Source organism: Streptomyces goshikiensis (genome assembly GCF_014650555.1).
In the GTDB taxonomy this organism is placed as follows: domain Bacteria; phylum Actinomycetota; class Actinomycetes; order Streptomycetales; family Streptomycetaceae; genus Streptomyces; species Streptomyces goshikiensis.
In genome coordinates, this window is record NZ_BMVE01000005.1 from 60,229 (window position 1) to 86,416 (window position 26,188).

A 26,188-nucleotide genomic window follows, 5' to 3' on the forward strand; every position below is an offset into this window, starting at 1 on the left:
CCCGCACATCCGTATCCGCCCAGAAGGAGTGAGCAACGCATGAGCACGCCCTATCCGTTCACCGCAGTGGTCGGCCAGACCGACCTGCGGCTGGCGCTCCTGCTCAACGCCGTGAGCCCGGCGGTCGGCGGGGTGCTCGTGCGCGGTGAGAAGGGGACCGCCAAGTCCACCGCCGTCCGCGCCCTGTCGGCGCTGCTGCCGCAGGTGGACGTCGTGCCCGGCTGCCGGTTCAGCTGCGCGCCCGGCGCGCCCGACCCGGCCTGCCCCGACGGCCCGCACGAGCCCGGCCCCGGCGCGGTCCGTCCCGCCCGCATGGTGGAGCTGCCCGTCGGCGCCTCCGAGGACCGCCTCGTCGGCGCCCTCGACATCGAGCGGGCCCTCGCCGAGGGCGTCAAGGCCTTCGAGCCCGGCCTGCTCGCCGACGCGCACCGCGGGATCCTCTACGTCGACGAGGTCAACCTCCTCCACGACCACTTGATCGACTTGCTCCTCGACGCGGCGGCGATGGGCGCCTCCTACGTCGAGCGCGAGGGCGTCTCCGTCCGGCACGCCGCCCGGTTCCTGCTCGTCGGCACCATGAACCCCGAGGAGGGCGAGCTCCGCCCGCAGCTCCTGGACCGGTTCGGGCTCACCGTCGAGGTGGCCGCGTCCCGCGAGCCCGCGCAGCGCGTCGAGGTCGTGCGCCGCCGGCTCGCCTACGAGGACGATCCGGCGGGCTTCGCGACGCGCTGGGCCGGGGACGAGCACGAGGTCCGCGCCCGGGTCGTGGCCGCGCGGGCGCTGCTCCCGAAGGTCTCGCTCGGCGACACCGCCCTCCTTCAGATCGCGGCGACCTGCGCCGGTTTCGAGGTCGACGGGATGCGCGCCGACATCGTGATGGCCCGGACCGCGACCGCGCTGGCCGCCTGGGCCGGGCGGACCGAGGTGCGCAAGGAGGACGTCCGCCAGGCCGCCCTGCTGGCGCTCCCCCACCGGCGCCGCCGCAACCCCTTCGACGCGCCCGGGCTCGACGAGGACCTGCTCGACCGGATCCTGGACGAGTTCCCCGACGAGGAGCCCGAGCCCGACCCGGACCCCGAGCCCGGGCCCGAGGGCCCCGACGGCAACGGTCCCGACGACAGCGGTCCCGGGGACGGCGGTCCTGACGGCGGCCCCGGCGGCACGCCCCCGCAGGAGTCCGGCCCCGACGCCCCCGCGAGCGAGGCCGAGGCCCCGCAGACCCCGCAGGGCTCCGAACAGCAGCCCTCCGGCCAGGAGAACGGCGGCGGCGCACCCGAGCAGGCCGCCGTACGGGCCGCGGAGCCGTTCCGGACCAAGATGCTCAGCGTGCCCGGCCTCGGCGAGGGCGCGTCCGGCCGCCGCTCCCGCGCCCGTACCGCCCACGGCCGCACCACCGGGGCCCAGCGCCCGCGCGGCCACCTGACGAAGCTGCACCTGGCCGCCACCATCCAGGCCGCCGCCCCGCACCAGAAGGCGCGCGGGCGCAGCGGGCGCGGGCTGGTGGTCCGCAAGGACGACCTGCGCCAGGCCACGCGGGAGGGCCGCGAGGGCAACCTCGTGCTGTTCGTCGTCGACGCCTCCGGCTCCATGGCCGCCCGGCAGCGCATGAGCGCGGTCAAGGGCGCGGTGCTGTCGCTGCTGCTGGACGCCTACCAGCGCCGCGACAAGGTCGGCCTGATCACCTTCCGCGGCGCCGGCGCCCAGCTGGCGCTGCCGCCCACCTCCTCCGTCGACGCCGCCGCGGCCCGGCTGGAGCAGCTGCCGACGGGCGGCCGCACGCCGCTGGCCGCCGGGCTGCTCACGGCCCACGAGACGCTGCGGATCGAGCGGCTGCGGGACCCGAGCCGGCGGCCGCTGCTGGTCGTCGTCACCGACGGCCGGGCCACCTCGGCCGGGGCGCTCGGCGGGGACCCCCGTGAGCTGTCGCGGCGCAGCGCCCGGATGCTCGCGGCCGAGGGGGTCGCCTCGGTGGTCGTCGACTGCGAGTCGGGGCCGGTCCGGCTGGGGCTGGCCGGGGTGCTGGCCGCCGACCTGGGCGGGCCCGCCGTCTCCCTCGACGGGCTGCGGGCCGACTCGCTTGCCGGGCTCGTGAAGAACGTACGTACCGCAGTGACCTCTCAGTCATCCCACACCAACAGGAGGGCCGCGTAATGCCGCAGGGACAGCCGACCAGCGTTCCGGACGACGGGCTCACGACGCGCCAGCGGCGCAACCGCCCGCTCGTCTTCGTCCACACCGGCCCGGGCAAGGGCAAGTCGACGGCGGCCTTCGGGCTGGCGCTGCGCGCGTGGAACCAGGGCTGGCCGATCGGGGTGTTCCAGTTCGTCAAGTCGGCGAAGTGGAAGGTCGGCGAGGAGAACGCGCTCAAGGTGCTGGGCGCCTCCGGCGAGGGCGGCTCCGTCGTCTGGCACAAGATGGGCGAGGGCTGGTCCTGGGTCCAGCGCGACGCGCAGCTCGACAACGAGCAGGCGGCGAAGGAGGGCTGGGAGCAGGTCAAGCGCGATCTGGCGGCCGAGACCCACAAGCTGTACGTGCTGGACGAGTTCGCGTACCCCATGCACTGGGGCTGGATCGACGTGGACGAGGTCATCGAGGTGCTGCGCGACCGCCCGGGTACGCAGCACGTGGTGATCACGGGCCGCAACGCGCCGGAGAAGCTGGTGGAGTTCGCGGACCTGGTCACCGAGATGACCAAGGTCAAGCACCCCATGGACGCCGGCCAGAAGGGCCAGAAGGGCATCGAGTGGTGAGTTCCGTGAACATCCCGCGCCTGGTCATCGCCGCGCCGTCGTCCGGCAGCGGCAAGACCACCGTCGCGACGGGCCTGATGGCGGCCTTCTCGGAGCGCGGCCTCGCCGTGTCCCCGCACAAGGCCGGGCCCGACTACATCGACCCGGGCTACCACGCGCTGGCCACGGGGCGGCCCGGGCGGAACCTGGACGCCTTCATGTGCGGGCCGGAGCTGGTCGCTCCGCTGTTCGCGCACGGGGCGGCGGGGTGCGACCTGGCGGTGGTCGAGGGCGTCATGGGGCTCTACGACGGGGCGGCGGGGCGGGGCGAGCTGGCATCGACGGCGCAGGTGGCGAAGCTGCTGCGGGCGCCGGTGGTGCTGGTCGTCGACGCCTCGTCGCAGTCGCGGTCGGTGGCGGCGCTGGTGCACGGCTTCGCCTCCTTCGACCCCCAGGTGCGGCTCGGGGGCGTGATCTTGAACAAGGTGGGCTCCGACCGGCACGAGGCGATGCTGCGGGAGGCGCTGGAGGAGGCCGGGATGCCGGTCCTCGGCGTCCTGCGGCGGGCGCCGCAGGTCGCGGCGCCGTCACGGCACCTGGGGCTGGTCCCGGTCGCGGAGCGGCGCGCGGACGCGGTGTCCTCGGTCGCCGCCCTGGCCGACCAGGTCCGCGCGGGCTGCGACCTGGAGGCCCTGCTGGCCCTGGCGCGGACGGCGCCGGCGCTGGCCTGCGAGGCCTGGTCGCCGGAGCCGGCGATCTCGGCCTCGCCGGCGTTCGAGGCGCGGGATCCGGGGCGGAGCTCCGGCGGCCGGCCGGTGATCGCCGTTGCCGGAGGGGCCGCCTTCACGTTCTCCTACGCCGAGCACGCGGAGCTGCTCACCGCCGCCGGGGCGGAGGTCGTCACCTTCGACCCGCTGCGCGACGAGGCGCTCCCCGCCGGCACCTCCGGCCTGGTGATCGGCGGCGGGTTCCCCGAGGTGTACGCGCCGGAGCTGTCGGCGAACGAGCCGCTGCGCAGGGCCGTCGCCGACTTCGCCGCGGCCGGCGGCCCGGTCGCCGCGGAGTGCGCCGGGCTGCTGTACCTGGCCCGTTCGCTGGACGGCAAGCCGATGTGCGGGGTCCTCGACGCCGACGCGCGGATGTCGGAGCGGCTCACGCTCGGCTACCGGGAGGCGGTGGCGGTCTCCGACAGCGCGCTCGCCGCCACCGGCACCCGGCTGCGGGGGCACGAGTTCCACCGGACGGTGATCGAGCCCGGTTCCGGAGCCGCGCCGGCGTGGGGGTTCACGCGTCCCGAGCGCCGCGTCGAGGGCTTCGTACAGCAGGGCGTGCACGCCAGCTACCTGCACACGCACTGGGCGGCGGAGCCGTCCGTGGCCCTCCGCTTCACCGGGGCGGCGGCCGAGGCTGCGGCGGAGGCGGCAGCGGTGGCGAAGGCGGCAGCGGTGGCCGTCCACCCGTGAGTTCAGTCCGCGAGGCCCACCACGAGCCAGATCCCGGCCACCCCGCCCACCGTGCACATCAGCGTGGACAGGGCGGGGTGCTCGTGGTGCGCCTCGGGCAGGATCTCGGCGGCGGCCAGGTACAGCAGGACGCCCCCGAAGAACCCGAGGTACGCCCCGAGCGGTTCCTCCGGAAGGGTGAACAGCAAGGTGGAGGCCGCGCCCACCACCGGGGCGACGGCGTCCGCGAAGAGCATCATCAGGGCCTTGCGGCGCTCGTTCCCGTAGAGCCGGGTGAGGGTGTACGTGTTGAACCCGTCGGCGAAGTCGTGGGTGATGACGGCCAGCGCCACGGCGACGCCCATGCCTCCGCCGACCTGGAAGGCCGCGCCGAGGGCGACCCCGTCGGCGAGGCTGTGGCCGACCATCGCGGCGGCCGCCGTCAGCCCCACCTGGGGCACCCGGGCGCCGTTCTCGGCGCCGTGCGCGGCCTGACGTACCGCCAGCAGGCGTTCCACGACGTGCGCGACCAGGAACCCGGCCACGAAGAGCAGCAGGGCGAGCGGGACCCCGAACACCTCGCGGCCCGCCGCGTGCAGCGACTCCGGGAGCAGGTCGAGGCCGACGACGCCCAGCATCAGCCCGCCGGCGAGGCCCAGCACGAGGTGGCGGCGGTCGGTGACGCGTTGCGCCGTCCATCCGCCCGCCAGGGTCATCAGGAACGCGCCCAACGCCACGATCACGGCCATGTTCCCCTGAATACCGACTGCCGGCCGCGCGCGCACGTCCCCGCGCGGGTGGCGGGACATGAACTGTTGACGAGGGAAGGGTGATCCCGGTGGGCGAGTACGCGACGCGGCTGGTGGTCGGGGTCGGTGGCCGCGCGGGGGTCTCGGTCTCCGAGGTGTGCGCGCTGGTCGAGGAGACGCTGCGCGCGGCCGGGCTGGCCACGGAGGCGGTGACGGCGCTGGCCACGCTGGACGCGAAGACCGGGGAGGCGGGGATCGCGGGAGCGGCGGAACGTTTCGGCGTACCCCTGATCGGCTACCCCGCCGAGGAACTGGCCGCGGTCGAGGTGCCGCAGCCCTCCGAGGCCGTACGGGAGGCCACCGGGACCCCCTCGGTGGCGGAGGCCGCGGCGCTCGCGGGGGGCGGGGAACTCCTCGTACCCAAACGGCGGTCGGCGGCGGCTACCTGCGCGGTGGCCACGGCACACGCGCACGACCTGCGCCACCACGGGGACGCGGAGGTCCTGGACACCGGCGGCGCGCTGGTGGACCTGGCGGTGAACGTACGGTCGGACACGCCGCCGGAGTGGCTCAAGCGGAGGATCGCCGACTCCCTCGGGGACCTGGCCGCGTACCCGGACGGCCGGGCGGCCCGCGCGGCGGTCGCGGGGCGGCACGGGCTGCCGGTCGAGCGGGTGCTGCTGACGGCCGGGGCGGCGGAGGCGTTCGTCCTGCTCGCGCGCGCCCTGGGCGCCGTACGGCCGGTCGTGGTGCACCCGCAGTTCACGGAGCCGGAGGCGGCCCTGCGGGACGCCGGGCTCCGGGTGCGGCGGGTGGTCCTGAAGGCGGCGGACGGGTTCCGGCTGGACCCGGCGGCGGTACCGGAGGACGCCGACCTGGTGGTGGTCGGCAACCCGACCAACCCGACGTCGGTGCTGCACCCGGCGGACACGCTGGCCGCGCTGGCCCGGCCGGGCCGGATCCTGGTGGTGGACGAGGCGTTCATGGACGCCGTCCCGGGCGAGCGGGAGGCCCTGGCCGGGCGGATGGACGTCCCCGGGCTGGTCGTCCTGCGGAGCCTGACCAAGACCTGGGGGCTCGCGGGGCTGCGGATCGGCTACGTACTGGCCGAGCCGGAGGTGATCGCGAGGCTGGCGGCGGCGCAGCCGCTGTGGCCGGTGTCGACGCCGGCGCTGGTGGCGGCCGAGGCCTGTGTGGCCCCGGCGGCGCTGGCGGAGGCGGAGGCGGTGGCCCGGCAGGTCGCGGTGGACCGGGCGCACCTGCTGGCGGGGCTCGCGGAGTTCGAGGAGATCACGGTGTCCGGGGTCGCGGAGGGCCCGTTCGTCCTGATCCGGGTGGCGGGCGCCGCGGAGGTCCGCACCCGGCTGCGCGCCCTGGGCTTCGCCGTCCGCCGCGGCGACACCTTCCCGGGGCTGGACTCCTCCTGGCTCCGCCTCGCGGTCCGCGACCGCGCGACGACGGGCCGCCTGCTCCAGGCCCTCGACCACGCCCTCGCGCTCGCGGCGCGCTGAACCCCCTTCGGCGCTGCGGCAGTCATATTGCGCGATGATCTGACTGACACGCAGGTCAATTCCGGGGGGACAAGAAATGAAGGCATCGGCCAGGATAGCCGCGGCCGTGGCCGGGCTGGCGGTCGTGGGCGGCGGGATCTACGCCGTCCCGACGCTGCTCGACAAGGGCGGCGCGGGCGCCGGGGAGCAGCGGCTCCAGGGGAAGCCGGGGGGCAAGTCCGCCGCCCCCGCGTCCGGGGGGAAGCCGTTCACCCTCGTCGCGACGGGCGACATCATCCCGTACCCGTCGATCATCGAGCGCTCGGCCACCGACGCCGGCGGCAAGGGCCACGACTTCCGCAGGATACTCGCGGGCGTGAAGCCCGTCGTCTCCGCCGCCGACGTGGCGATATGCCACCACGAGATCCCGTACGCGGAGCCCGGCGGCCCCTACACCGGCTACCCCACCTTCAAGGCCCCGCACGAGCTGGCCGACGCCCTCAAGGACGCGGGGTACGAGAGCTGTTCGACGGCCTCGAACCACACGCTCGACGCCGGTTACGCCGGTCTCGCCCGCACGCTCGACCACCTCGACCGGGTCGGCGTCAAGCACGTGGGATCCGCCCGCAGCGCCGAGGAGGCGAAGGCTCCCGCCCTGCTCGCCGCCGGCGGTGCGAAGATCGCCCAGCTGTCGTACACGTACGGCACCAACGGCATTCCGCTCCCCCAGGACAAGCCCTGGTCCGTCAACCTGATCGACCAGAAGCGGATCGTGGAGGACGCCCGCGCCGCCCGCGCGGCCGGTGCGCAGGTGGTCGTGCTCAGCGTGCACTGGGGCACCGAGTGGCAGACGGCGCCCGACCAGCAGCAGCGCGAGCTGGCCCAGGCACTGACCGCCTCCAAGGGGGCGGACGGCCTCCCCGACATCGATCTGATCATCGGCACGCACAACCACGTGCCCCAGCCCTACGAGAAGATCAACGGGACCTGGGTGGTCTTCGGCATGGGTGACCAGGTCGCCAGCTTCGTCCCGGCCGACAAGCTGCGCGGCAACCAGTCCTCGATCCCCCGCTTCACCTTCTCGCCGGCGGCCTCGCACCCGGGCCGCTGGGAGGTCACGAAGGCCGAGTACCTGACCCAGTACTCGGACATGGGCCCGCCGTTCCGTGTCGTCTGCGCCTCCTGCGCCCCCGGCGACAGCGGCATCGGCGCGGCCAAGCAGAAGGAGTACGCGGCGATCGACAAGCAGGTCACCACGGCCGTGATGTCACGCGGCGCCGGTGATCAGGGCCTGGAGCACGCCACCCGCTGACGGCTCCTACGAGGCGCGGCCGCGCCGGGCCACCACCAGCGCGCCCGCGCCGGCGCCGAGCAGCAGCACCCCGCCGCCCACCGCGTACGGGGTGAGGAAGCCGCCGCCGGTCTCGGCCAGGTTGGCCCGGCTCGCTGCGGGCGCGGTGGTACCGGCGGCCGCGGGGGCCACCGCCTGCGGCTTGACGTCGGACTTCGCGGCCGGGTCCGGCCCCGGCGCCTTCGGGGTCTCGCAGTGCGCCTCGGCCAGCACGATCTCGCCGTCGACCTGGGCGACGTTCAGGTCGAGCGGGTTGACCGACACCTTGAGCCGCAGCGCGGCCGCGGCCGCCGTGGCCGAGGTGGTGCGGGTCCCGGACAGCTCCAGGGTGACCGCGCCCACCTTCGGCACCTCGACCTTGGTGGGACCGCCGACCGAGAGGGTGACCTTCTTGCCGAACACGGTCACGGCCCCGAGCGCGTTCGCGCTCGCCTCCGGATTGCGGCCCGCCTCGCACACCGCCTTGGAGCTGACCTTCTCCACCTCGATCAGCGAGAGCAGCGGCAGCCCCGGCACGTGCACCTTGGCGTTGACGAGGTTCGCCTCCGCCTCGGCGCGGCGGTCGTCCGCCGTGGCCTTGGAGTTGGCCACGTCCGCGCGCAGCACGCTGACCGCGTTTCCGCCCTCGACCCCGTCCAGGGTCACGGTGAGCGCGGTCTTCGCGGCCGTCTCCGGGGCGCTGACCTCGTTGAGTTCGGTCTTCAGCGGGACGTGCACGGTGTTGAGGAGGGCGACGTCGAGGTCGGCGCGCAGGACGACGGCCCCGGCCTTGCCCTCGCGTCCGGTGGGGCCGCCTCCGGTGGCCAGGGCCGGCGGCGCGGTGAGCAGGGCGACCGCTCCCGTGGCGAGCAGTGCGGCCGCGGGCATGCGGAAGGCGTTGCTGTTCAAGGTGGTGGAACCCCCGGGGAGATGGGTGCCGTCGCGCCGCCGATGAGGGGACATCGCGCGCCGACGGCTTCGGCTCCGGGAATCTTTACGTACTGCGAGTGAACGGGCGCACGCCTGACGTGACTTCACTCCAAAGGGTGGTTTCCGCTCATGAATTCGATTCATGAGCCCCACGGAGAACGGGAGTTCCCTCGCGCTTCGGAAGCACCGGGAGCGCCGGGAGCGCGACGCTCCCGGACGCCCTCAGGCGCGGACCTTGCCGTCCACGACCACCCGCAGCGGCCGCGCCAGGGTGCGGACGTCCGCGCGCGGGTCGTCTCCGTAGACCACCAGGTCGGCGGGGGCGCCCTCGGTGAGACCAGGCCGGCCGAGCCACTCGCGCGCCGCCCAGGCCGTCGCAGAGAGCGCGTCCAGCGGCGGGATGCCGGCCCGCACCAGCTCGGCGACCTCGGCGGCGACCAGCCCGTGCGGCAGGGAGCCGCCCGCGTCCGTGCCGACGTACACGGGGACGCCCGCGTCGTAAGCGGCCCGCACGGTGTCGTAGCGGCGGGCGTGGAGCCTTCGCATGTGGGCCGACCACACGGGGAACTTGGCGTCGCCGCCCGCCGCCAGCTTCGGGAACGTCGCGATGTTCACGAGGGTCGGGACGATCGCCACCCCGCGCTCCGCGAACAGCGGGATGGTGTCCTCGGTGAGCCCGGTGGCGTGCTCGACGCAGTCGATGCCCGCCTCGACGAGGTCGCGCAGCGAGTCCTCCGCGAAGCAGTGCGCGGTGACCCGGGCGCCCAGCCGGTGGGCCTCGGCGATGGCCGCCTCCACCTCGGCGCGCGGCCAGCAGGCCGTCAGGTCGCCGGCGTCGCGGTCGATCCAGTCGCCGACCAGCTTCACCCAGCCGTCGCCGCGCCGGGCCTCGCGGCCCACGTACTCGACGAGCTCGGCGGGCTCGATCTCGTGCGCGTAGTTGCGGATGTAGCGGCGGGTGCGGGCGATGTGCCGGCCGGCCCGGATGATCTTCGGCAGATCCTCCCGGTCGTCGATCCAGCGGGTGTCGGAGGGGGATCCGGCGTCGCGGATCAGCAGGGTGCCGGCGTCGCGGTCGGTGAGGGCCTGGGTCTCGGCGGTCTCCGCGTCGACCGGGCCGTGGGCATCCAGTCCCACGTGACAGTGCGCGTCGACCAGTCCGGGCAGGACCCAGCCGGTGACGGTGGTGATCTCGTGGGCGGCGGCGGAGCGCGGACGCTCGTACGCGACCCGGCCGCCCACCACCCAGAGCTCGTCGCGGACCTCGTCGGGCCCGACGAGCACCCGCCCCTTCACGTGCAGCACATCGCTCACATCGCTCATGTCGGCACTGTACGTGCGTGCTCGGTAGGCTCTGCCGGTAACCCCGGACGAAGAGAGCAGCACCGTGACGCACCCCCTCCTGGACCTCCCGCCGCTGACCGCCGAGCGCTTCGCGTCGATCGAGCGGCGGGTCGCCGGACTGCTCGGTACCGGGCACGACGTGGTGATCACCCAGGGCGAGGCGCTGCTGCCGCTGGAGGCCTGCATCCGCTCGGGCGCGCGGCCCGGTTCGACGGCGCTGAACATCGTCACCGGCCCGTACGGAACCACCTTCGGCAACTGGCTGCGCGACTGCGGGGCCAGCGTGGTGGACCTCGCGGTGCCCTTCGACACGGCGGTGACGGGCGAGCAGGTCGCGCGGGCGCTCGCCGCGCACCCGGAGATCGACTTCGTCTCGCTGGTGCACGCGGAGGCGGCGACCGGGAACACGAACCCGGTCGCGGAGATCGGCGAGGCGGTACGGGCCCACGGGGCACTGTTCATGCTGGACGCGGTCGCCTCGGTGGGCGCGGAGCCGCTGCTGCCGGACGCGTGGGGCGTGGACCTGTGCGTGATCGGCGCCCAGAAGGCGATGGGCGGCCCGGCGGGGGTCTCGGCGGTGTCGGTCTCGGACCGGGCGTGGGCCCGCTTCGCGGCGAACCCGGCCGCGCCGAGGCGCTCGTACCTGTCCCTCCTGGACTGGAAGGAGCGCTGGATCGACGGCGGACGCAAGGCGCTGCTGCACGCCCCGGCCCAGCTGGAGATGCTGGCGCTGGAGGCCTGCCTGGACCGGATCGCGGCCGAGGGCCTGCCGGCCGTGATGGCGCGGCACGCGGCGGCCGCGGCGGCGACCCGCGCGGGCGCGGTGGCGCTGGGCCTGTCCGCGTACGTGCCGCTCGATGCGGAGGCGGCCCCGGTGGCCACGACCCTGCGGGTGGCGGGTGGGGTGGACGCCTCGGAGGTCGTGGCGAAGGCCCTGTCGGCGGATCCGGCGGCGCCGCTCGCGGCGGGCGGCGGCGCGCTGGCCCGGGAGATGATCCGGGTCAACCACTACGGCCCGGCGGCGGCCCTGGACTCCGTACGGTCCTCGCTGACGGCACTGGCCGCGGCCCTGTCCACCGACCCCACCCCGGCCCTGTCGGCGGCGGAGTCGGCATGGACGACAGCTCGGGCCTGACGGAAGCGGGCGTCAGCCGGGGCGTCAGCCGGACAGTGCGTTCAGTAGGCGGTCCACGTCCGCCTCGGTGTTGTAGAGGTGGAACGAGGCCCGCAGGGCGCCCGCGCGGGCCGCGGTGGCGATGCCGGCCGCGAGCAGCTCCGGCTGGCGCCCGGCCAGACCCGGGACGGCGACGATCGGGGAGTCGCCCGGCACCGGCTCGTGGCCCAGGCGGGCGAGACCGGCCCGGTAGCGGGCGGCCAGCGCGGTGTCGTGGGCGTGCACGGCGTCGATGCCGATCCGCTCCAGCAGGGCCAGCGAGGGCGCGGCCGCGTGGTAGGCGAGGAAGGCCGGGGACTCGTCGAACCGGCGCGCCCCGGAGGCCAGTTGCGGCATCGGGCCGTAGGTGGCCTCCCAGCCGGGCTCCGCCGCCAGCCAGCCGGCGTGCAGCGGGGTCAGGGTGTGCTGGGCCTCCTCCGAGACGGTGAGGTACGAGGCGCCGCGCGCCCCGAGCAGCCACTTGTACCCGGCGGTGACCGTATAGGCGTAGGGCGAGGCGTCGAACGGCAGCCAGCCCACCGCCTGCGTGGCGTCCACCAGCATCCGGGCCCCGCACCCGGCGGCGGCCTCGCGGAGGGCGGGCAGGTCGGCGGTGCGGCCGTCGGCGGACTGGACGGCGCTGAGCGCGACCAGCGCCGTGTCCGGGCCGACGGATCCGGCGAGCTCCTCCAGCGGGACGAAGCGCACCTTGAGGTCGCCGCGCACCACGAAGGGGTTGATCACCGAGGCGAACTCCCCCTCGGGGCACAGCACTTCGGCGCCGGGCGGAAGCGCGGCCGCGACGAGGCCGACGTGGGTGGCGACGGACGAGCCGATCGCCACCCGGTCGGAGGCGACGCCGACCAGCCGGGCGAAGGAGTCGCGGACCAGGCCGACGCGGCCGAAGTCGCCGAACCCGGCGGCGGTTCCGGCGCCGGCGGCCTCGGCCAGCTCCCGTACCTCCGCGACGGCGGAACGCGGGAGGACTCCGCAGGTGGCGGTGTTGAGGTAGGTGGTGGAGTGCGCGAACTCGGCGCGGGCGGCTTCGGCGAGTGGAAGGATCATGTCCTCAACTCTGCGTCCGGAACGGCCCCGAGTCCACGGGGCCTCGGGGCCGTCCGGTGCCGCCGCGGGTGTTCGGGAGTCAGGCCCCCGGGACCGCGCAGGCGCCGTCGGGCTCGCACGCCTCGGCGCCGGCGGCCGGCTCCTCGACCTCGCGGCCGGCCCACGCCTGCTCCAGAGCCCGGGTGAACACCTCGGCGGGCTGGCCGCCGGAGATGCCGTAGCGGCGGTCCAGGACGAAGAACGGCACGGCGTTGGCGCCCAGCTCGGCGGCCTCGCGCTCATCGGCCCGCACCTCGGCGGCGTAGGCGGAGTCGTCGGCGAGGACCGCGCGGGCCTCCGCCTCGTCCAGCCCGGCCTCGACGGCGAGCGCGACCAGCACCTCGGCGTCGAAGACGGAGCGCTCCTCGCCGAAGTTCGCCCGGTAGGCGAGGTCGAGGAGCTCCTCCTGGCGGCCGCGGGCGGCGGCCAGGTGCAGCAGGCGGTGGATGTCGAAGGTGTTGCCGTGGTCGCGGCCCTCGGTGCGGTACGTCAGCCCCGCGGCGCGGGCGCTGGCGGCGACGTGCTCCTCCATGCCGCGCGCCTCGTCGAGGGTGCGGCCGTACTTCTCGGCGAGCATCTCCACGACGGGCGCGGAGACGCCCTTGGGGCTGTTGGGGTCGAGCTCGAACGACCGGAAGACGATCTCCACCTGGTCGCGGTGCGCGAACTCCGCCAGGCCCTGAGTGAAGCGGGCCTTTCCGACATAGCACCAGGGGCAGGCGATGTCGGCCCAAATTTCGACGCGCATGTTGCTTCTTCTCTCCGGTTCCAGGGGATCGCTTCAAGACGGTTCCGGGTTCAACCATCCGGTGGGGCGTCTCATTCCCCGGACGCGGGGCGCACGCTCAGCCAGAGGGTGAGGTGCGAGCCCGACTTCGCGCCGGAGGGGTCCGCGAGCCAGCCGTGGGCGGCGTAGAAGGCCTGGGCGCGCAGGTTGTGCTCGTAGACCTCCAGCCGCACCCGCCCCACCCCGGCGAGGCGCCAGGCGTCGAGGCAGGCGGCGTGCAGGGCGGCGCCGGTGCCGCGGCGCCAGTGCCCCGGATCCACGTGCAGCTGGGTGAGGGTGGTCTCGCCGTCGGCGGTGCGGAAGGCGGCGACCCCGGTGAGCTCGCCGTCGCGCTCGGCGCAGAGCACCCCGCCGTCGGAGGCCGCCCGGGCGACGGCCCGCGACCAGCCCTCGCGGGTCCGCGCGAGCTCGGCCTCACCGCTGTAGACCTCCGCGGGCAGCCGGCCCTGGTAGTAGGTGGCCCGGGCCCGGGTGTGGAGGGCGGCGATGGCGTCGAGGTCTGCGGGGCGCGCGGTCCTGATCATGGACAGGGAAACGCGCCGCGAACCCCGTTCGGTTCCCGGCGCGTCAGCCGTCTGTTCGAATGGCTACTTCTTCAGCCACGCCGCCATCATCTTCTGGGCGATGGGCGCGGCCAGCTTGCCGCCGCCGATCTCGGAGCGGTCGGTGTCCGAGTTCTCGATCACCACGGCGACGGCGATCTGCTTGCCGTCCGCCTTCCCGTACGAGGTGAACCAGGCGAGCGGCGACTTGCTGTTGTTCACGCCGCGCTGGGCGGTACCGGTCTTGCCGCCCACCTCGGCGCCCTTCACCTGGGCGGGCTTGCCGCCGCCCTCGGTGGCGACCGTGCGCATCGCGTCCTGGAGCATCGAGGCGGTCCGCTCCTTCATGACCTGATCGGACTTCGGGTCCTTGAAGCTCTCCAGGACGTTGCCGTTGGCGTCGGTGACCTCGGAGACCATGTGCGGGGCGACGAGCTTGCCACCGTTCTCGATCGCGGCCGTCACCATCGCCATCTGGAGCGGGGTGGCCTGCACGTCGAACTGGCCGATACCCGTCTGCGCGACCTGGTCGACGGACATCTTCTCCGACGGGTACTTGCTCGGCGGATTGGTGCGGACCGGGGTGTCGATCTGCGTGTTGAAGCCGAGCTTCTCCGCCGTCGCGCGCATCTTGTCCTGGCCGAGCTTGGAGGCGAGCTCGGCGAAGACGTTGTTGCAGGACAGCCGCAGCGCGGTGCGCGGGGAGACGTTGTTGCAGGCCGCCGAGCCCGCCTCGCTGGGCAGCTGGGTGCGGGTGCCGGGGATCGTGTACGGGTCGGGGGTGCCCGTGGGCGTGTCGATGTTCGTGACCAGCCCGTTCTCGATGGCCGCCGCCAGGGTGACCAGCTTGAAGGTGGAGCCGGGCGCCTGGGGCTTGCGCAGCGCGACGTTCTCCATCGCCTTGCCCTGGTCGGCGGAGAGCTCCTGCCAGGCCTTCTCGTCGTTGGCGCCGGTGATCCGGCCGGGGTCGTACGAGGAGTTGTTCACGACCGCGAGGATCTCGCCCGTCGCCGGGTCGATGGCCACGGCGGAGCCCTGCTTGTCCTGGAGCGCGTCCCAGGCGGCCTTCTGCACGTCCCGGTCGATCGTGGTCAGCACGTCACCCGGGGAGGCCCGCTTGTTGGTGAGCGTGTCCATGACCGTCTTGAGACGGTTGTCCGAGCCGTTGAGGATGTTCTTGTAGACCCCCTCCAGCATCGTCGTGCCGTAGGCCTGCGAGCTGTACCCGGTGATGGGCGCGTAGAGCGGGCCGTCGGTGTACGTCCGCTTGTATCCGAAGTCCTTGCCGCCCGTCTTGGTCGAGCCCGTGATCGCCTCCCCGCCCACGATGATGTTGCCCAGCGGGTTCTCGTACTGCCCGATGAGGTTGCGCCGGTTGTGTTCGTCGTCTGCGAGGGCCTGGCCTTGATATGCCTGCACCCAGGTGACCCGCACCAAAAGGGCCAGCACCAGAAGCAGACAGAAGACCGACGCACGCCTGATCGTTTTGTTCATCCCCCAGAAGGACGTCCGAACGCCCCCGGACGTTCCGCTCTGCCCCGATTGTGGCGGGGTTCTCAGCTCTTCTTCATGAGGAAGCCCCCCTCGTAGGCCGCGATGACCGCCTGCGTGCGGTCGCGGGAGCCGGTCTTGGCGAGGACCGCGGCCACATGCGTCTTGACCGTCTGCGGCCCGACCCCGAGCCGCTCGCTCAGCTCGTGGTTGGACAGCCCGGTGGCCATCAGGCGCAGTACGTCGGCCTCCCGGTCGGTGAGCCGGGCCGCCCAGGCCGGGGCGGCCGGGGCCGGGCCGCCGGCCGTGTGCGCGACGGCCAGCGCGCGGACGGCGGCCGGGAAGAGCAGCGAGTCCCCGCGGGCGACGAGACGGACCGCTCCGATCAGCTCGTCGGGATCGGCGCGCTTCAGGAGGAACCCGGCGGCGCCCGCGCGCAGCGCGTCGTACACGTACGCGTCGTTCTCGAAGGTGGTGACGACCACGATCCGGGGCGGCTCCGCCATGGTGGCGAGGATCTGCTCGGTGGCCCGGATGCCGTCGATCTCTGGCATCCGGACGTCCATCAGCACCACGTCGGGGGCGAGCGAGCGGACCAGCGGGACGGCCTCGGCACCGGAGGCCGCCTCCCCGACCACCTCCAGATCGGGTTCGGCCTCCAGGATGACCCGCAGCGCGGTACGGACCATCCGCTCGTCGTCGGCGAGCACGATCCGCAGCGGCGGCCGCCCCGCCGGGGCCGGGGGTGACTCCGGGCTCATCGCGGCCCTCCGCCAAGCGGGAGGACGGCCAGCAGCCGCCACTGGCCCTCGTACGGGCCGGCCTCGACGCGGCCTCCGAGCAGCGCGGCCCGCTCCGCGGCGCCGCGCAGCCCGCGGCCGCCGGTGGTGCGGGACTCCCGGCGCTCGGGGTCCGCGGTTGGGTTGGTCATGCTGATCTCCAGTTCACGGTGTCCTTCGCCTTCCTGTCCCTGCCGTACGACGATCCCCAGCCGGACCGGGCCCCCGCCGTGACGCAGGGCGTTGCTCAGGCCCTCCTGCACGATCCGGTACGCCTCGCGGGAGGCGATCGCGGGGAGCCGCGCCCAGTCCCCGCCGGGCCCGGGGTCCTGGTGGGCGGCGACGGCGGTACCCCCGGCCCGGGTACGGGCGAGGAGTCCGTCGAGGTCGGCGGCGAGCGTCGGCGCGGGCGCGGCATCGGCCCGGGCCGGGTCCCCGTCGCGCAGCAGGCCCAGGACGGCGTCCAGCTCCCCCACCGTCCGCCGCGTGGTGTCCTCGATCGCGGCCAGCGCCTCCCGTGCGAACTCCGGGTCGCTGTCCAGCACCCGCCGGGCGGCGCTCGCCTGGAGGGTGACGGCGCTCAGCGCGTGCCCCACCGCGTCGTGCAACTCCCGGGCCAGCCGGTTGCGCACCGCCAGGTCGGCGGCCCGCTCCTCGGCCGCCGCCAGCCGGTCCGCCCCGGTCGGCCCGAGCAGTACGGGCGCCAGCCGGGCCAGCAGCTCCCCCGCCCCGGCGGCGCACAGGACGAGCCCGGCGAGCAGCGCCATCCCGACGAGGGACCCCGCGTAGGGCAGGGTGCCCGGCCCGAACCACTGCCGCCCCAGCGGGGTGTCCTGCAGGGCCCCCACGAAGGGCAGGGCGATCAGCGCCACCGCCATCGGCGGGACCGCCAGGCTCATCCCGCTGACCAGCGCGCCGATCCCCAGGTGCAGGGTCCACCAGACGCAGGCCCGCCCCCGCGCCGCCCAGGACCGGGCCGGCCCCTCGGCCAGCCGCTCCCCCGGCACCCCGCACATGGCCCGAACGGCGGCCACCGACATCGGCCGGACCAGCCCGAACACCGCGGTGGCGGCGGCCAGCGGCAGCGAGAGGGCGTAGGCGGCGAGGATCAGCGGGAAGGAGTCCAGGGCATTGGACTCGGCGAGAGCGCCGACCACCACCTGGGCGAGCAGGAAGTAGGGCATCAGCAGGGCCCCGCCGAGCACCAGGTGCACCCAGCGCAGCCGGGCCCGCGCCCCGAGCCCCCTGGCCACCGCCCTCCGCATCACGCCTCGCGGCGGGAGGCGAGGAACCTCGCGAGCACGGCGGCGGCGAGCACTCCGGTGATCATCTGGCCAGCGTAGATCAACCGGACTGTCCCGGAAGGGTGTTCGCCGCCGTCGAGCTGCGTGCCCAGCGAGGCGATCAGCGGCCACAGGCCCCAGCACAGGGCTGCCGCCGAGCCGGTCCAGGTGAGGGCCAGCGGCCGCCACACCCGCCGGCTCCCGCCCCGGGCCAGCAGCAGCGCCCCCGCGCCGGCGGCCAGCAGGCATATCGCGTGCACCCCGGGGACCACGCCCGCCGTCGCCGAGCGGGCGGCCGCCCGCTCCGCGCCCATCCCTCCCGTCCCGCCGAGGGCCCAGTACACGTGGACCCCCGCGACGAGCACGGCGCACACCGCCGCGGCTCCCGCCACCACCCCCGTGGGTGACGGGAGCCCGCGGCCCCGCACGCCCTGCCAGTGCCGGCCCCAGCGCTCCCGCGCATAGGGGACGAACAGCCCGGCCAGGGCGAGTCCTTGGACGGTGAAACCGGTGTAGACGACCGTGAACACCCAGGAGTCGAGGAAGGGCCGCACCGCCCCCTCGGCGGGTGCCCGGGCGCCCGGATCCACCGCCCGTATGAGCAGTTGGGCCGGGAACGCGGTGAGGATCGGGGTGAGCAGACCGGTGGCGGCGAAGGCGGGGACGGTGAGCAGCCAGGGAGGCAGCCGCATCCCCCAGGGTCTGGTGAGGGCCAGGACGAGCAGGATCACGCACGCGTCCATGGCCAGGGTGACGGCGTTGGCCAGGGTCAGGAACATCCCCGGCTCCAGCAGCGGGCTGCCTTCGGGTATCCCGGCCCGGCTCCCCGACAGCCAGGCGGACTTGAGGACCAGATAGGGCACCGTCGCAGCCAGGGCCACCCCCCGCAGGACCCGGCGCCCGGCTCCCAGCGCCGGGCCCGAGGGCCGCGCCCCGCTCCCCTTGCTCCCCTTGCTCATCTTGCTCGTCTTGTTCGGCACGTGTACGGCTCGTGTGGAGTTCATGCCTCAACGTTCGCCCGCGCGGGCCCCCCGCCGCCTCCCCCGTGAAGGGGAACCGTCTCCCCCACCCGGGGGAGAAACCGCCCCGTCCACCGCGTCACATACGGCGCGTGGCCACCGACAGCCGGTCCCGGGCCTCGAACAGCGCCGCCTTGATGGTCTGCTCGTGCCCCGGCGTCAGCCGGGCCACCGGCACCGAGCAGCTCACCGCGTCCCGCGCCGGCGTCCGGTACGGCACCGCCACGCCGAAGCAGCGCAGCCCCAGGGTGTTCTCCTCGCGGTCCACCGCGTAGCCCTGCTCCCGCACCAGCTCCAGCTCCTCGATGAGCTGTTCCCGGTCCGTGACGGTGTGCTCGGTGACCGCCTCCAGCCGTCGCGGCAGCAGTCCCCGCACCTCCTCGTCGGTGTGCGTGGCCAGCAGTGCCTTGCCGAGCGCGGTCGAGTGCACCGGCAGCCGCCGCCCGACCCGGGTGAAGGGCCGCAGGTAGTGCTGGGACTGGCGGGTGGCGAGGTAGACCACGCTGGTGCCGTCCATCCGGGCCAGGTGGATGGTCTCGGTCGTGTCGTCGGAGAGCCGGTCCAGACTGGGCCGGGCCGCCGCGACCACCTCGTCCCCGTCGATGTACGAGCTCCCGACCAGCAGGGCCCGTACGCCGATGCCGTATCGCGTCCCCGACGCGTCCGTCTCCACCCAGCCCAGGTTCACCAGCGTGCGCAGCAGCATGTACAGGCTGGACTTGGGCAGCGAGAGGTCGTGCTGGATGTCGGCCAGGCTGTGCAGCCCGGGCCGCGCCGCGAAGTGTTCCAGCAACAGGACCGTGCGCACCGCCGACTTGACGGCCGCCGGCGCGCCCGCGCCGGGCCCCTCGGGCCCCGTCCCCATCGACTCCACCGACTGCGCGGACTCAGCTGTCGTCATTGGTCTTCGCGCCCCTCTTGATTGTCGCTTTGTCGCTTCTTGTCTCTTGTCAACCCTGAAGACGCGGAAATAGAGTCCACGGTGGATGTGATCATTCATCCACCGGAACGGCGTTCAGAATACTGAACGACACCGCGCGGGTCAGCGTAGATCCCACGACCAGGAGGCAGTGCGCCATGGCAGCAACCCCAGTCTGGAGTGTGGACCCCCGCACCGGGAAGCGGCGCGAACAGGTCGGCCACGAGGCCACCGCCCGCGAGGTGGACGAGGCCGTGCGCGCCGCCCACGCGACCCGCGGCGCGCTCGCCGACCGGACCGTCCGCGCCGCCTTCCTGCGCGCGGCCGCCGACCTGCTCGACGGGGCCGCCGCCGAGGTGACCGGAGCCGCCGACGCCGAGACCGCGCTCGGCGCACCCCGCCTCACCGGCGAGCTCGGCCGCACCACCGGCCAGCTGCGGGCCTTCGCCGACGCCGTCGACGAGGGCGCGTACCTCGACATCCGCATCGACCACGCCGACGCCTCCCTCACCCCGCCGCGCCCGGAACTGCGCCGCTACAAGGTGCCGCTGGGCGTGGTCGCCGTCTACGCCGCCTCCAACTTCCCGCTCGCCTTCTCCGTTCCCGGCGGCGACACCGCGAGCGCGCTCGCCGCCGGCTGCCCGGTGGTCGTCAAGGCGCACCCCGACCACCCGGCCACCTCCGCGCTGTGCGGCGCCCTGCTGCGCCGGGCCGCCGTCGCCGCCGGGCTCCCGGCCGATGTGGTCACGGTGGTCCACGGGTTCGACGCCGGGCTGGAGCTGGTCCGCCACCCGCTCGTCACCGCCGCCGGGTTCACCGGCTCCATCCGGGGCGGGCGCGCCCTGTTCGACGCGGCCGCCGCCCGGCCCGTGCCCATCCCCTTCCACGGGGAGCTCGGCTCGCTCAACCCCGTCGTGGTCACCCCGGCGGCCGCCGCCGAGCGCGCCGAGGAGATCGGCGGCGGGCTCGCGGGCTCGGTCACCCTCGGCGTCGGCCAGTTCTGCGTCAAGCCCGGCCTGGTCCTCGTCCCGGCGGGCGCGGACGGGGACCGGCTGACCGAGGCGCTGGCCAAGGCCCTCGGCGAGACCGGCCCGGGGGTGCTGCTCGACCACCGGATGCGGGACGCCTTCATCGCCGGGGTACGGGAGCGGGCCGCGCTGCCCGGCGTCGACGCGCCCGTCACCCCGGGCCCCGGCGGCGAGCACACCGTCACCCCGGGGTTCCTGACCGTGCCGGCCGCCCGCCTCGCCGCGCCGGGGCCCCACGAGCTGCTGCTGGAAGAGTGCTTCGGCCCGGTGACCGTGCTCGTACGGTACGAGGGCCAGGGCGAGGCGACGGCCCTGCTGGACCGGCTCCCCGGGAACCTGAGCGCCACGCTGCACCTCTCCACCGCCGAGACCGAGGGCGGCGCGGCCGAGGGCGCCGCCGGGGCGGCGGAGCTGGTGGAGCGGGTCACCGCGCTGGCCGGCCGGGTCGTTGTCAACGGCTGGCCGACCGGTGTCGCCGTGGCCCCCGCCCAGCACCACGGCGGCCCCTACCCGGCGGCCACCTCGCACTCGACCTCGGTCGGCGGGACCGCGATCGAGCGATGGCTGCGGCCGGTCGCCTACCAGTCGGTGCCGGACGCGCTGCTTCCGGCGGAGCTGCGCGAGGCCAACCCGCTGGGCCTGCCGCGCCGCGTCACGGGCGGCTGAACCCCGGGCCCGACTGCCCAGCCCCGGTTGCCCGGCCCCGGCCGGGCCCGGGGAGTGCCCTCGGGTAATTGCGTTGCCCGCCCCGCCCGCGCGGGGCAGGCTGCCGGTCATGCCGAGACCGCACGGATTCACGTACGAACAGCGCAGCGACCACAGCGTGGTCATCACGCACCAGGGGCGCGCCGCGAGCACCCTGCGGGGCGGGCGCGCCGAGAAGTTCCTGGCCGAGGTGGAGTCGGGCGACGCCCAGCTCGTCATGGCCCGCTGGACCGGCGCCTACAAGTTCGGCAACGAGCGGATGGCGAAGAACCACCCCCGCAACCGGCGCTGAAATCTCCCGTGAGGGTAAGGGAACGGCAAAGCCCCTCCGGTCGTTCTCCCGGCATGACCGCTATGACCCCTGGTTCCAACCTGCCGCTCAATACCGTCCGTGTGACGGTGGATGTGGCTGCTCCGGTGCGGCTCGACGTGTCGGGGCTTCTCCTCGCGGCGGACGGCAAGGTGCGTTCGGACGCCGACTTCATCTTCTACAACCAGCCGTCCGGGCCCGGTGTCAGCTACCGGTCCGGCGGCGGTTCGGCGCCGGATTCGATCACGGTGGACACGGGCGCGCTGCCGCAGGGCATCGAGCGCGTCGTGGTCACGGCCAGCCCCGATGCCGCCGGGCAGTCCTTCCAGGGCGTCGAGCCCACCGCCACCGTGCGTGACGCGGACGGCGGCGCGGTGATCGCCACCTTCACCCCGCCGAAGCTGGGCACCGAGACCGCGCTCGTCGTCGTCGAGGTGTACCAGCGCGGCGGCGTGTGGAAGGTGCGCGCCGTCGGCCAGGGGTACGCCAACGGCCTGGCCGGCATCGCCACCGACTTCGGGGTCTCCGTGGAGGAGGAGGCGGCGCCCACCCCGCCGCCCGTCGCCGCTCCGCAGCCCGCCGCCGCTCCGCAGCCGCCCGCCGCGCCCGCTCCCGCCTGGGGCCAGACCCCCGCGGCCCCGGCCACCCCCGCCGCGCCGCCGTCGCCGTACCCGGCCTCCCCCTGGCTCGGCGAGCCGACGCCCGCGCAGGCCGCGCCCCCGCCGCCCGCGGCGGCTCCCGCACCAGTGGGCGCCGGGAAGATCAACCTCGACAAGGGCCGGGTCAACCTCCAGAAGAACCAGACCGTGTCCCTGGTCAAGGGCGGCCGCCCGCTGCTCTCCCAGGTCAAGATGGGCCTGGGCTGGGAGCCCGCGTTCGGCGGCCGCGACATCGACCTCGACGCGTCCGTCATCGCGTACGGCCCGCAGCGCAACCACATCGACAGCTGCTACTTCGGCAAGCTGTCCATCCTCGGCGGCGCCGTCAAGCACTCGGGTGACAACCTGACGGGCGAGGGCGCCGGGGACGACGAGGTGATCGTCGTGGACCTCGGCCGGCTCCCCGCGGAGGCCACCGGCCTCGTCTTCACGGTGAACTCGTTCTCCGGCCAGAAGTTCAGCGAGGTCGCGAAGGCCTACTGCCGTCTGATCGACGCGGCGAGCGGCGAGGAGCTCGTGCGCTTCGACCTCACCGGCGCCGAGCCGCAGACCGGCGTCATGATGGCCAAGCTGATCAAGCAGTTCTCCGGCGAATGGGAGATGACGGCCATCGGAGAGTTTGTGAAATCCCGCACAGTGCGCGGCATGGTGAAGCCCGCGGCGCAGGCACTCTGAGCAGGTGGGCGGGCACATGGAGCTACCAATGACTGCTTTCGGGTGAGGCATTCCACCTTGAAAGCGGGGGTCGCTGTCAGTGCCCGCCCTTAGCCTTGAACTCATGCACACGACACTCCAACCCACGGGACCGTCTCGCCCGTCCGCCTCAGAGGCGAACGAGGCGATACGGCACCTCGTCGAGACCCGTGTGGACGACGAGTGGCCTTCCGCGGCCTACGAATTCCTGCTGGAGGAATGGGCCGTGGCCTCCCGCGCGGAGGTTTCCGGGGCACCGTAGTCCGGCGCCGTCGGCGCGCCGCCCGCCCGTTCGGGCGGCGCCGACATCCGCGCAGGAGCATGCCGCCGCCCGCGCCGTCAGTGCGCGCGCCGCCACGGGCCGGTGATGGCCAGCATGATGCCCGGCTCCTGAATGTTCGCGAACAGGGTGCGCCCGTCCGGGGAGAAGCAGACCCCGGTGAACTCCGAGTACTCGGGCTCCTCGGCCGTTCCGATGTTGAGCTCGTTGCGCGCCAGCGGGTACGTCTTCCCCGACTCCGTCGCGCCGAACAGGTGCTGGATCCCGGAGCCGTCCTCGGCAATGACCAGCCCGCCGTACGGAGACACGGTGATGTTGTCGGGGCCGTCAAGACCGCCGTCCGCCGACGGATCGGCGTTGACCCCGATCAGGACGGTCAGCCGGACCGTACGGCGCTTGGGGTCGTAGAACCACACCTGGCCGTCGTGCGCGGCGCCCGGGCTCTCCTCACGGGCGTACGAGGAGACGAAGTACGTGCCCCCGTCGGCCCACCACATGCCCTCCAGCTTGCGCGCCCGCGTCACGGCGCCCGCCGCGAACTGCTTGCGCACCGGTACCGTCCGCGCGTCGCGGTCCGCCACCTCCACCCAGTCGACCCCGTAGACGGTCCCGATCTTCGTGGCCCGCGAAAGGTCGTCCACGAACCGGCCCGCGCTGTCGAAGCACTTGGCGGCGGCGAGCACACCCGCGTCGGCGGCGAGGGTGCGCAGCTTGCCGCGCCCGTGCCGGAACCCCTGCGGCGGAGTCCAGCGGTAGAGCAGCCCGTTCGGACCCGAGGCGTCCTCGGTGAGGTACGCGTGACCCTGACGCGGGTCGATGACGACGGCCTCGTGCGCGTACCGCCCGAAGGCCTTGACCGGCTTCGGCTCACGGTTGGCGCGGCGGTCGTGCGGGTCGACCTCGAAGACGTAGCCGTGGTCCTTCGTCATGCCGTTCTTGCCGGCGAGGTCCTCGGTCTCCTCGCAGGTCAGCCAGGTGCCCCAGGGGGTGGCCCCGCCCGCGCAGTTGGTCGACGTACCGGCGACGCCCACCCATTCGGCGACCTCGCCGCCGCGCCGGACCTCGACGACCGTGCAGCCGCCGGCCGCGGCCGGGTCGTAGACGAGACCCTCGGCGAGCGGCACGGGGCGCGCCCAGCCCGCCCGGGGGCCCTTCAGCTCGTGGTTGTTGACGAGGAGGGTGACCCCGCGGTGCCCCTCGAAGGCGGCCGTCCCGTCGTGGTTGGACGGGGTGGTCTCGCCGGAGTCCAGCTTCGTGACGCCGCTGTGCGTGATCACTCGGTACCGGAAGCCGGCCGGCAGGGCCAGGATGCCGGCCGGGTCGGGCCGCAGCGGGCCGTAGCCCGGCTCACAGGGCCGGCCGTGCTCATCGCGCAGGGTGCTGTCGTCGGCCGCCAGCGCCCCCGGGGCGGTGGCGAGCGCGGCGACCGTCCCGGTGAGCGCGACTCCCGCACCTGCGATGACGGTGCGGGCGGTGAAGTCTCTACGGCTGAGCGGCATCGGGTCTCCAGGGGTGGGGAGGTGGTGCGCCGGTGATGCGGTCGTCGGCGCACACGCTCCCGCCCGCACGTGAACGGCGGCTGAACTACCCAGGAACGCGAGCGGACCCCTTGCCGGAGCACGGAATGGCCAACTCCGGTGCGAGAACGGCGCGTTGTCGCGGTCTCAGCCCTGCCGGGAGCGCGCCTTGAAGGCCGCCTTGCGGGCCTCCTTCGCGGCCTTCCGGTCGGGGTGCAGCCGGCCCATCGCCTCCAGCACGTACGCCGTCGCCGGGTGTTCCACCCGCCATGCCTGCTCGAAGAAGCCGGAGTGGTGCGCCGTCAGGGACGCGATCAGCAGGGGCAGTTCCTCGGTCTCCCCGTCCGCCGCGAGCTGCGCCGCGATGGTGTCGACCGTCAGCCAGAACACCATCTCCGCGTCCGGCGCCGGTACGTCGCCCACCCCGCGCTCCGCCAGCCAGACCCGGGCGAGACCGCCCAGCTCGGCGTCGTCGAGCACGGCACGGACGGCCGGTTCGGCCTCCGGGCCGGCGGTCGCGAGGGCCTGCTGGCAGCGCAGCCGGCGCAGCGGGGCGCCCTCGTCGTCGCCGCGGGCGGCGGCCAGCAGCTCGGCGACGGCGGCGGGCAGTTCCCGGCCGGCCAGCCACTGCTCGATCTCGGCCTGTGCGGCGCTCTCCGGGAACCGGGAGACCGTGTCGAGCAGGGCGTCGGCGCCCTTGCCGGACAGCTCCCCGATGGCGGGGGCCTCGACGCCCGCCTCCAGCATCCGGGCGCGGATCCCGTACAGGCCGAGCGGGGTCAGGCGGACCATGCCGTAGCGGGACACGTCCTCGTCGTCCCCGGCGGGCCCGCCGGAGGGGCCCGCGGCGAGGTCCTCGTCGGACGCCTCCGCCATCAGGTCCTCGTCGACCGGCCGGAACTCGACGAGGCCGATCGGCTCCAGCTGCCGGAACTGGTCGTCCAGGCGCATCATCGCGTCCGACACCTGTTCGAGCACCTCGTCGGTCGGCTCGCCCATCCCGTCCGGTACGACCATCGACGCGGCGAGCACGGGCAGTGGCACCGCGCTCTCCCCGGCGCCGCCCTCGGCGACGGTGAGGAGGTAGAGGTTGGCGAGCACCCCGTCGAGGAAGTCCGCCTCGCGCTGGGGGTTCCAGTCGAGCCGGCCGAAGTCGACCTCCCCGCCGGTGTCGAGGGCGTCGACGAGCTCGTCCAGATCCGGAACCGCGGCGTCCGCGAGTACGGTCTCCAGCGCCGCCAGCCACAGGTCGAGCACCTCGCCGGGCGCGCCGCCGGTCACCAGGGCGAGGTCCTCGCCGGGCGCGGCGGTGCCGTGGGCCGAACCCTCCGCGCCCGCCTCCGCCGCCCCCGCGGCGTCCTCGGCGTCCTCGGCGTCCTCATCAGGCTCCGTGACGTCGACCAGCCCGGTGTCCACGGCGACCCGCCAGGCCTGGCTCGCGTACACCGCCGCGTCCTCGTCGGCGGGTTCGAGCCCGAGCGCCGCCGCGGCCTCGGGCAGCTGGGCGGCGTCGAGTTCGCCGCCGACCCCGACGCGGGTGCCGGGGCCGGCCCAGCGGGCGAGGCGCACGGCACGGGCGAACAGCGGGGCACCGAGGGCCTCGCGGGCCAGTTCCGCATCGGAGTGCAGCCGTACCGGCGGCAGCGTGTGGTGCGGCTCTGCGGACATGGGGCGGTTCTCCTCGCGGGCGCGGTGCGACAGGGGTGCACAGACGGGTCGTTCGGCGGTTTGCTCAGCGGGTCGTTCAGCGGGTCGTTCAGCAGGTTCGTACGGGGTCGAGCGGGGTCATACGGGCCTGAAGCGGCACCGTACGGCGACCCAGAGTAGACGCATTTCGGGCGCCCCTGGCGGGCCATCATCTTTGGTTCATCCCACAGTCACCGGCCGTCTTCCCTGTACCCCTTG

Annotated in this window: 23 protein-coding genes; 10 read left to right on the forward strand and 13 right to left on the reverse strand. The window is 74.4% G+C overall.

Translation table 11 applies throughout. From position 1 onward, the window contains the following. The first annotated feature begins 39 nt into the window (after window positions 1-39). From IE248_RS16575 to IE248_RS16585, 3 genes are read left to right on the forward strand one after another with little or no spacing between them, the layout of a single operon-like run. Complete coding sequence (locus IE248_RS16575; protein WP_190031064.1) at window positions 40-2,151, forward strand: putative cobaltochelatase; 2,112 nt, start codon at window positions 40-42, stop codon at window positions 2,149-2,151. Then, window positions 2,151-2,750: a cob(I)yrinic acid a,c-diamide adenosyltransferase gene (gene cobO, locus IE248_RS16580; protein WP_037797369.1), complete on the forward strand. Its 600-nt coding sequence runs from the start codon at window positions 2,151-2,153 to the stop codon at window positions 2,748-2,750. The genes IE248_RS16575 and cobO overlap by 1 nt, the downstream gene beginning before the upstream one ends. 5 nt (window positions 2,751-2,755) lie before the next feature. Further along, complete coding sequence (locus IE248_RS16585; protein WP_229895357.1) at window positions 2,756-4,192, forward strand: cobyrinic acid a,c-diamide synthase CobB; 1,437 nt, start codon at window positions 2,756-2,758, stop codon at window positions 4,190-4,192. Between the two features lie 2 nt (window positions 4,193-4,194). Here IE248_RS16585 and IE248_RS16590 read toward each other — a convergent pair whose 3' ends face one another. Further along, entirely contained in the window at window positions 4,195-4,920 is a 726-nt protein-coding gene (locus IE248_RS16590) for a ZIP family metal transporter (RefSeq protein ID WP_037797370.1), read from the reverse strand. An 89-nt stretch (window positions 4,921-5,009) separates the two neighbouring features. Here IE248_RS16590 and cobC point away from each other — a divergent pair, with 89 nt between their 5' ends. Both cobC and IE248_RS16600 read left to right on the forward strand, forming a co-directional pair. Continuing rightward, on the forward strand, window positions 5,010-6,431 hold the full coding sequence (gene cobC, locus IE248_RS16595) for an Rv2231c family histidinol phosphate aminotransferase CobC (RefSeq protein ID WP_229895358.1): 1,422 nt from the start codon (window positions 5,010-5,012) through the stop codon (window positions 6,429-6,431). Window positions 6,432-6,507: 76 nt separating this feature from the next. Beyond that, the gene (locus IE248_RS16600; RefSeq protein WP_190031066.1) at window positions 6,508-7,722 is read left to right on the forward strand and encodes a CapA family protein; all 1,215 of its coding nucleotides are present in this window, start codon (window positions 6,508-6,510) and stop codon (window positions 7,720-7,722) included. A gap of 6 nt (window positions 7,723-7,728) precedes the next feature. Here IE248_RS16600 and IE248_RS16605 read toward each other — a convergent pair whose 3' ends face one another. Together IE248_RS16605 and IE248_RS16610 are read right to left on the reverse strand one after the other, a co-directional pair. Further along, on the reverse strand, window positions 7,729-8,649 hold the full coding sequence (locus tag IE248_RS16605) for an SCO1860 family LAETG-anchored protein (RefSeq protein ID WP_229895359.1): 921 nt from the start codon (window positions 8,647-8,649) through the stop codon (window positions 7,729-7,731). A 243-nt stretch (window positions 8,650-8,892) separates the two neighbouring features. Then, complete coding sequence (locus tag IE248_RS16610; RefSeq protein ID WP_073798870.1) at window positions 8,893-9,993, reverse strand: amidohydrolase family protein; 1,101 nt, start codon at window positions 9,991-9,993, stop codon at window positions 8,893-8,895. A 64-nt stretch (window positions 9,994-10,057) separates the two neighbouring features. Between IE248_RS16610 and IE248_RS16615 the strand changes: the two genes are divergently transcribed. Further along, a complete protein-coding gene (locus IE248_RS16615) occupies window positions 10,058-11,149 on the forward strand; it encodes a pyridoxal-phosphate-dependent aminotransferase family protein (RefSeq protein ID WP_190031068.1) in 1,092 nt (363 codons plus the stop codon). A gap of 24 nt (window positions 11,150-11,173) precedes the next feature. On the opposite strand, the gene IE248_RS16620 is transcribed toward IE248_RS16615, so the two are convergent. The 8 genes from IE248_RS16620 to IE248_RS16655 form a co-directional block, all read right to left on the reverse strand. Further along, complete coding sequence (locus IE248_RS16620) at window positions 11,174-12,232, reverse strand: aminotransferase class V-fold PLP-dependent enzyme (RefSeq protein WP_190031069.1); 1,059 nt, start codon at window positions 12,230-12,232, stop codon at window positions 11,174-11,176. 79 nt (window positions 12,233-12,311) lie between these two features. Next, the gene (locus IE248_RS16625; RefSeq protein ID WP_190031070.1) at window positions 12,312-13,019 is read right to left on the reverse strand and encodes a DsbA family oxidoreductase; all 708 of its coding nucleotides are present in this window, start codon (window positions 13,017-13,019) and stop codon (window positions 12,312-12,314) included. A 71-nt stretch (window positions 13,020-13,090) separates the two neighbouring features. Further along, on the reverse strand, window positions 13,091-13,582 hold the full coding sequence (locus IE248_RS16630) for a GNAT family N-acetyltransferase (RefSeq protein WP_190031071.1): 492 nt from the start codon (window positions 13,580-13,582) through the stop codon (window positions 13,091-13,093). 63 nt (window positions 13,583-13,645) lie between these two features. Then, on the reverse strand, window positions 13,646-15,094 hold the full coding sequence (locus IE248_RS16635; protein WP_073798874.1) for a peptidoglycan D,D-transpeptidase FtsI family protein: 1,449 nt from the start codon (window positions 15,092-15,094) through the stop codon (window positions 13,646-13,648). A 62-nt stretch (window positions 15,095-15,156) separates the two neighbouring features. Further along, complete coding sequence (locus tag IE248_RS16640; protein WP_190031072.1) at window positions 15,157-15,852, reverse strand: response regulator transcription factor; 696 nt, start codon at window positions 15,850-15,852, stop codon at window positions 15,157-15,159. After that, window positions 15,849-17,135 (reverse strand): sensor histidine kinase, encoded by a 1,287-nt coding sequence (locus tag IE248_RS16645; RefSeq protein WP_190031073.1) that lies wholly within the window; start codon window positions 17,133-17,135, stop codon window positions 15,849-15,851. The genes IE248_RS16640 and IE248_RS16645 overlap by 4 nt, the downstream gene beginning before the upstream one ends. Beyond that, complete coding sequence (locus tag IE248_RS16650) at window positions 17,135-18,157, reverse strand: hypothetical protein (RefSeq protein WP_229895360.1); 1,023 nt, start codon at window positions 18,155-18,157, stop codon at window positions 17,135-17,137. The genes IE248_RS16645 and IE248_RS16650 overlap by 1 nt, the downstream gene beginning before the upstream one ends. 94 nt (window positions 18,158-18,251) lie before the next feature. Beyond that, on the reverse strand, window positions 18,252-19,037 hold the full coding sequence (locus tag IE248_RS16655; RefSeq protein WP_037797382.1) for an IclR family transcriptional regulator: 786 nt from the start codon (window positions 19,035-19,037) through the stop codon (window positions 18,252-18,254). Between the two features lie 212 nt (window positions 19,038-19,249). Between IE248_RS16655 and IE248_RS16660 the strand changes: the two genes are divergently transcribed. The 4 genes from IE248_RS16660 to IE248_RS16675 all read left to right on the forward strand — a co-directional run bounded on the left by IE248_RS16660 (window position 19,250) and on the right by IE248_RS16675 (window position 22,748). Further along, window positions 19,250-20,785, forward strand: a complete 1,536-nt coding sequence (locus IE248_RS16660; protein ID WP_190031074.1) for an aldehyde dehydrogenase (NADP(+)) — start codon at window positions 19,250-19,252, stop codon at window positions 20,783-20,785. A 109-nt stretch (window positions 20,786-20,894) separates the two neighbouring features. Further along, window positions 20,895-21,116: a hypothetical protein gene (locus IE248_RS16665; RefSeq protein ID WP_037797386.1), complete on the forward strand. Its 222-nt coding sequence runs from the start codon at window positions 20,895-20,897 to the stop codon at window positions 21,114-21,116. A gap of 53 nt (window positions 21,117-21,169) precedes the next feature. Continuing rightward, window positions 21,170-22,468 (forward strand): TerD family protein, encoded by a 1,299-nt coding sequence (locus tag IE248_RS16670; RefSeq protein WP_190031075.1) that lies wholly within the window; start codon window positions 21,170-21,172, stop codon window positions 22,466-22,468. Between the two features lie 103 nt (window positions 22,469-22,571). Then, window positions 22,572-22,748 carry a hypothetical protein gene (locus tag IE248_RS16675; protein ID WP_190031076.1) on the forward strand — a complete coding sequence of 59 codons (177 nt, stop codon included), beginning with the start codon at window positions 22,572-22,574 and terminating at the stop codon, window positions 22,746-22,748. 77 nt (window positions 22,749-22,825) lie between these two features. Here IE248_RS16675 and IE248_RS16680 read toward each other — a convergent pair whose 3' ends face one another. Next, window positions 22,826-24,265, reverse strand: a complete 1,440-nt coding sequence (locus tag IE248_RS16680) for an alkaline phosphatase PhoX (RefSeq protein WP_037797388.1) — start codon at window positions 24,263-24,265, stop codon at window positions 22,826-22,828. A 165-nt stretch (window positions 24,266-24,430) separates the two neighbouring features. Continuing rightward, window positions 24,431-25,951, reverse strand: coding sequence for a hypothetical protein (locus IE248_RS16685; protein ID WP_190031077.1), 1,521 nt, complete (start codon window positions 25,949-25,951; stop codon window positions 24,431-24,433). Window positions 25,952-26,188: the final 237 nt, after the last annotated feature.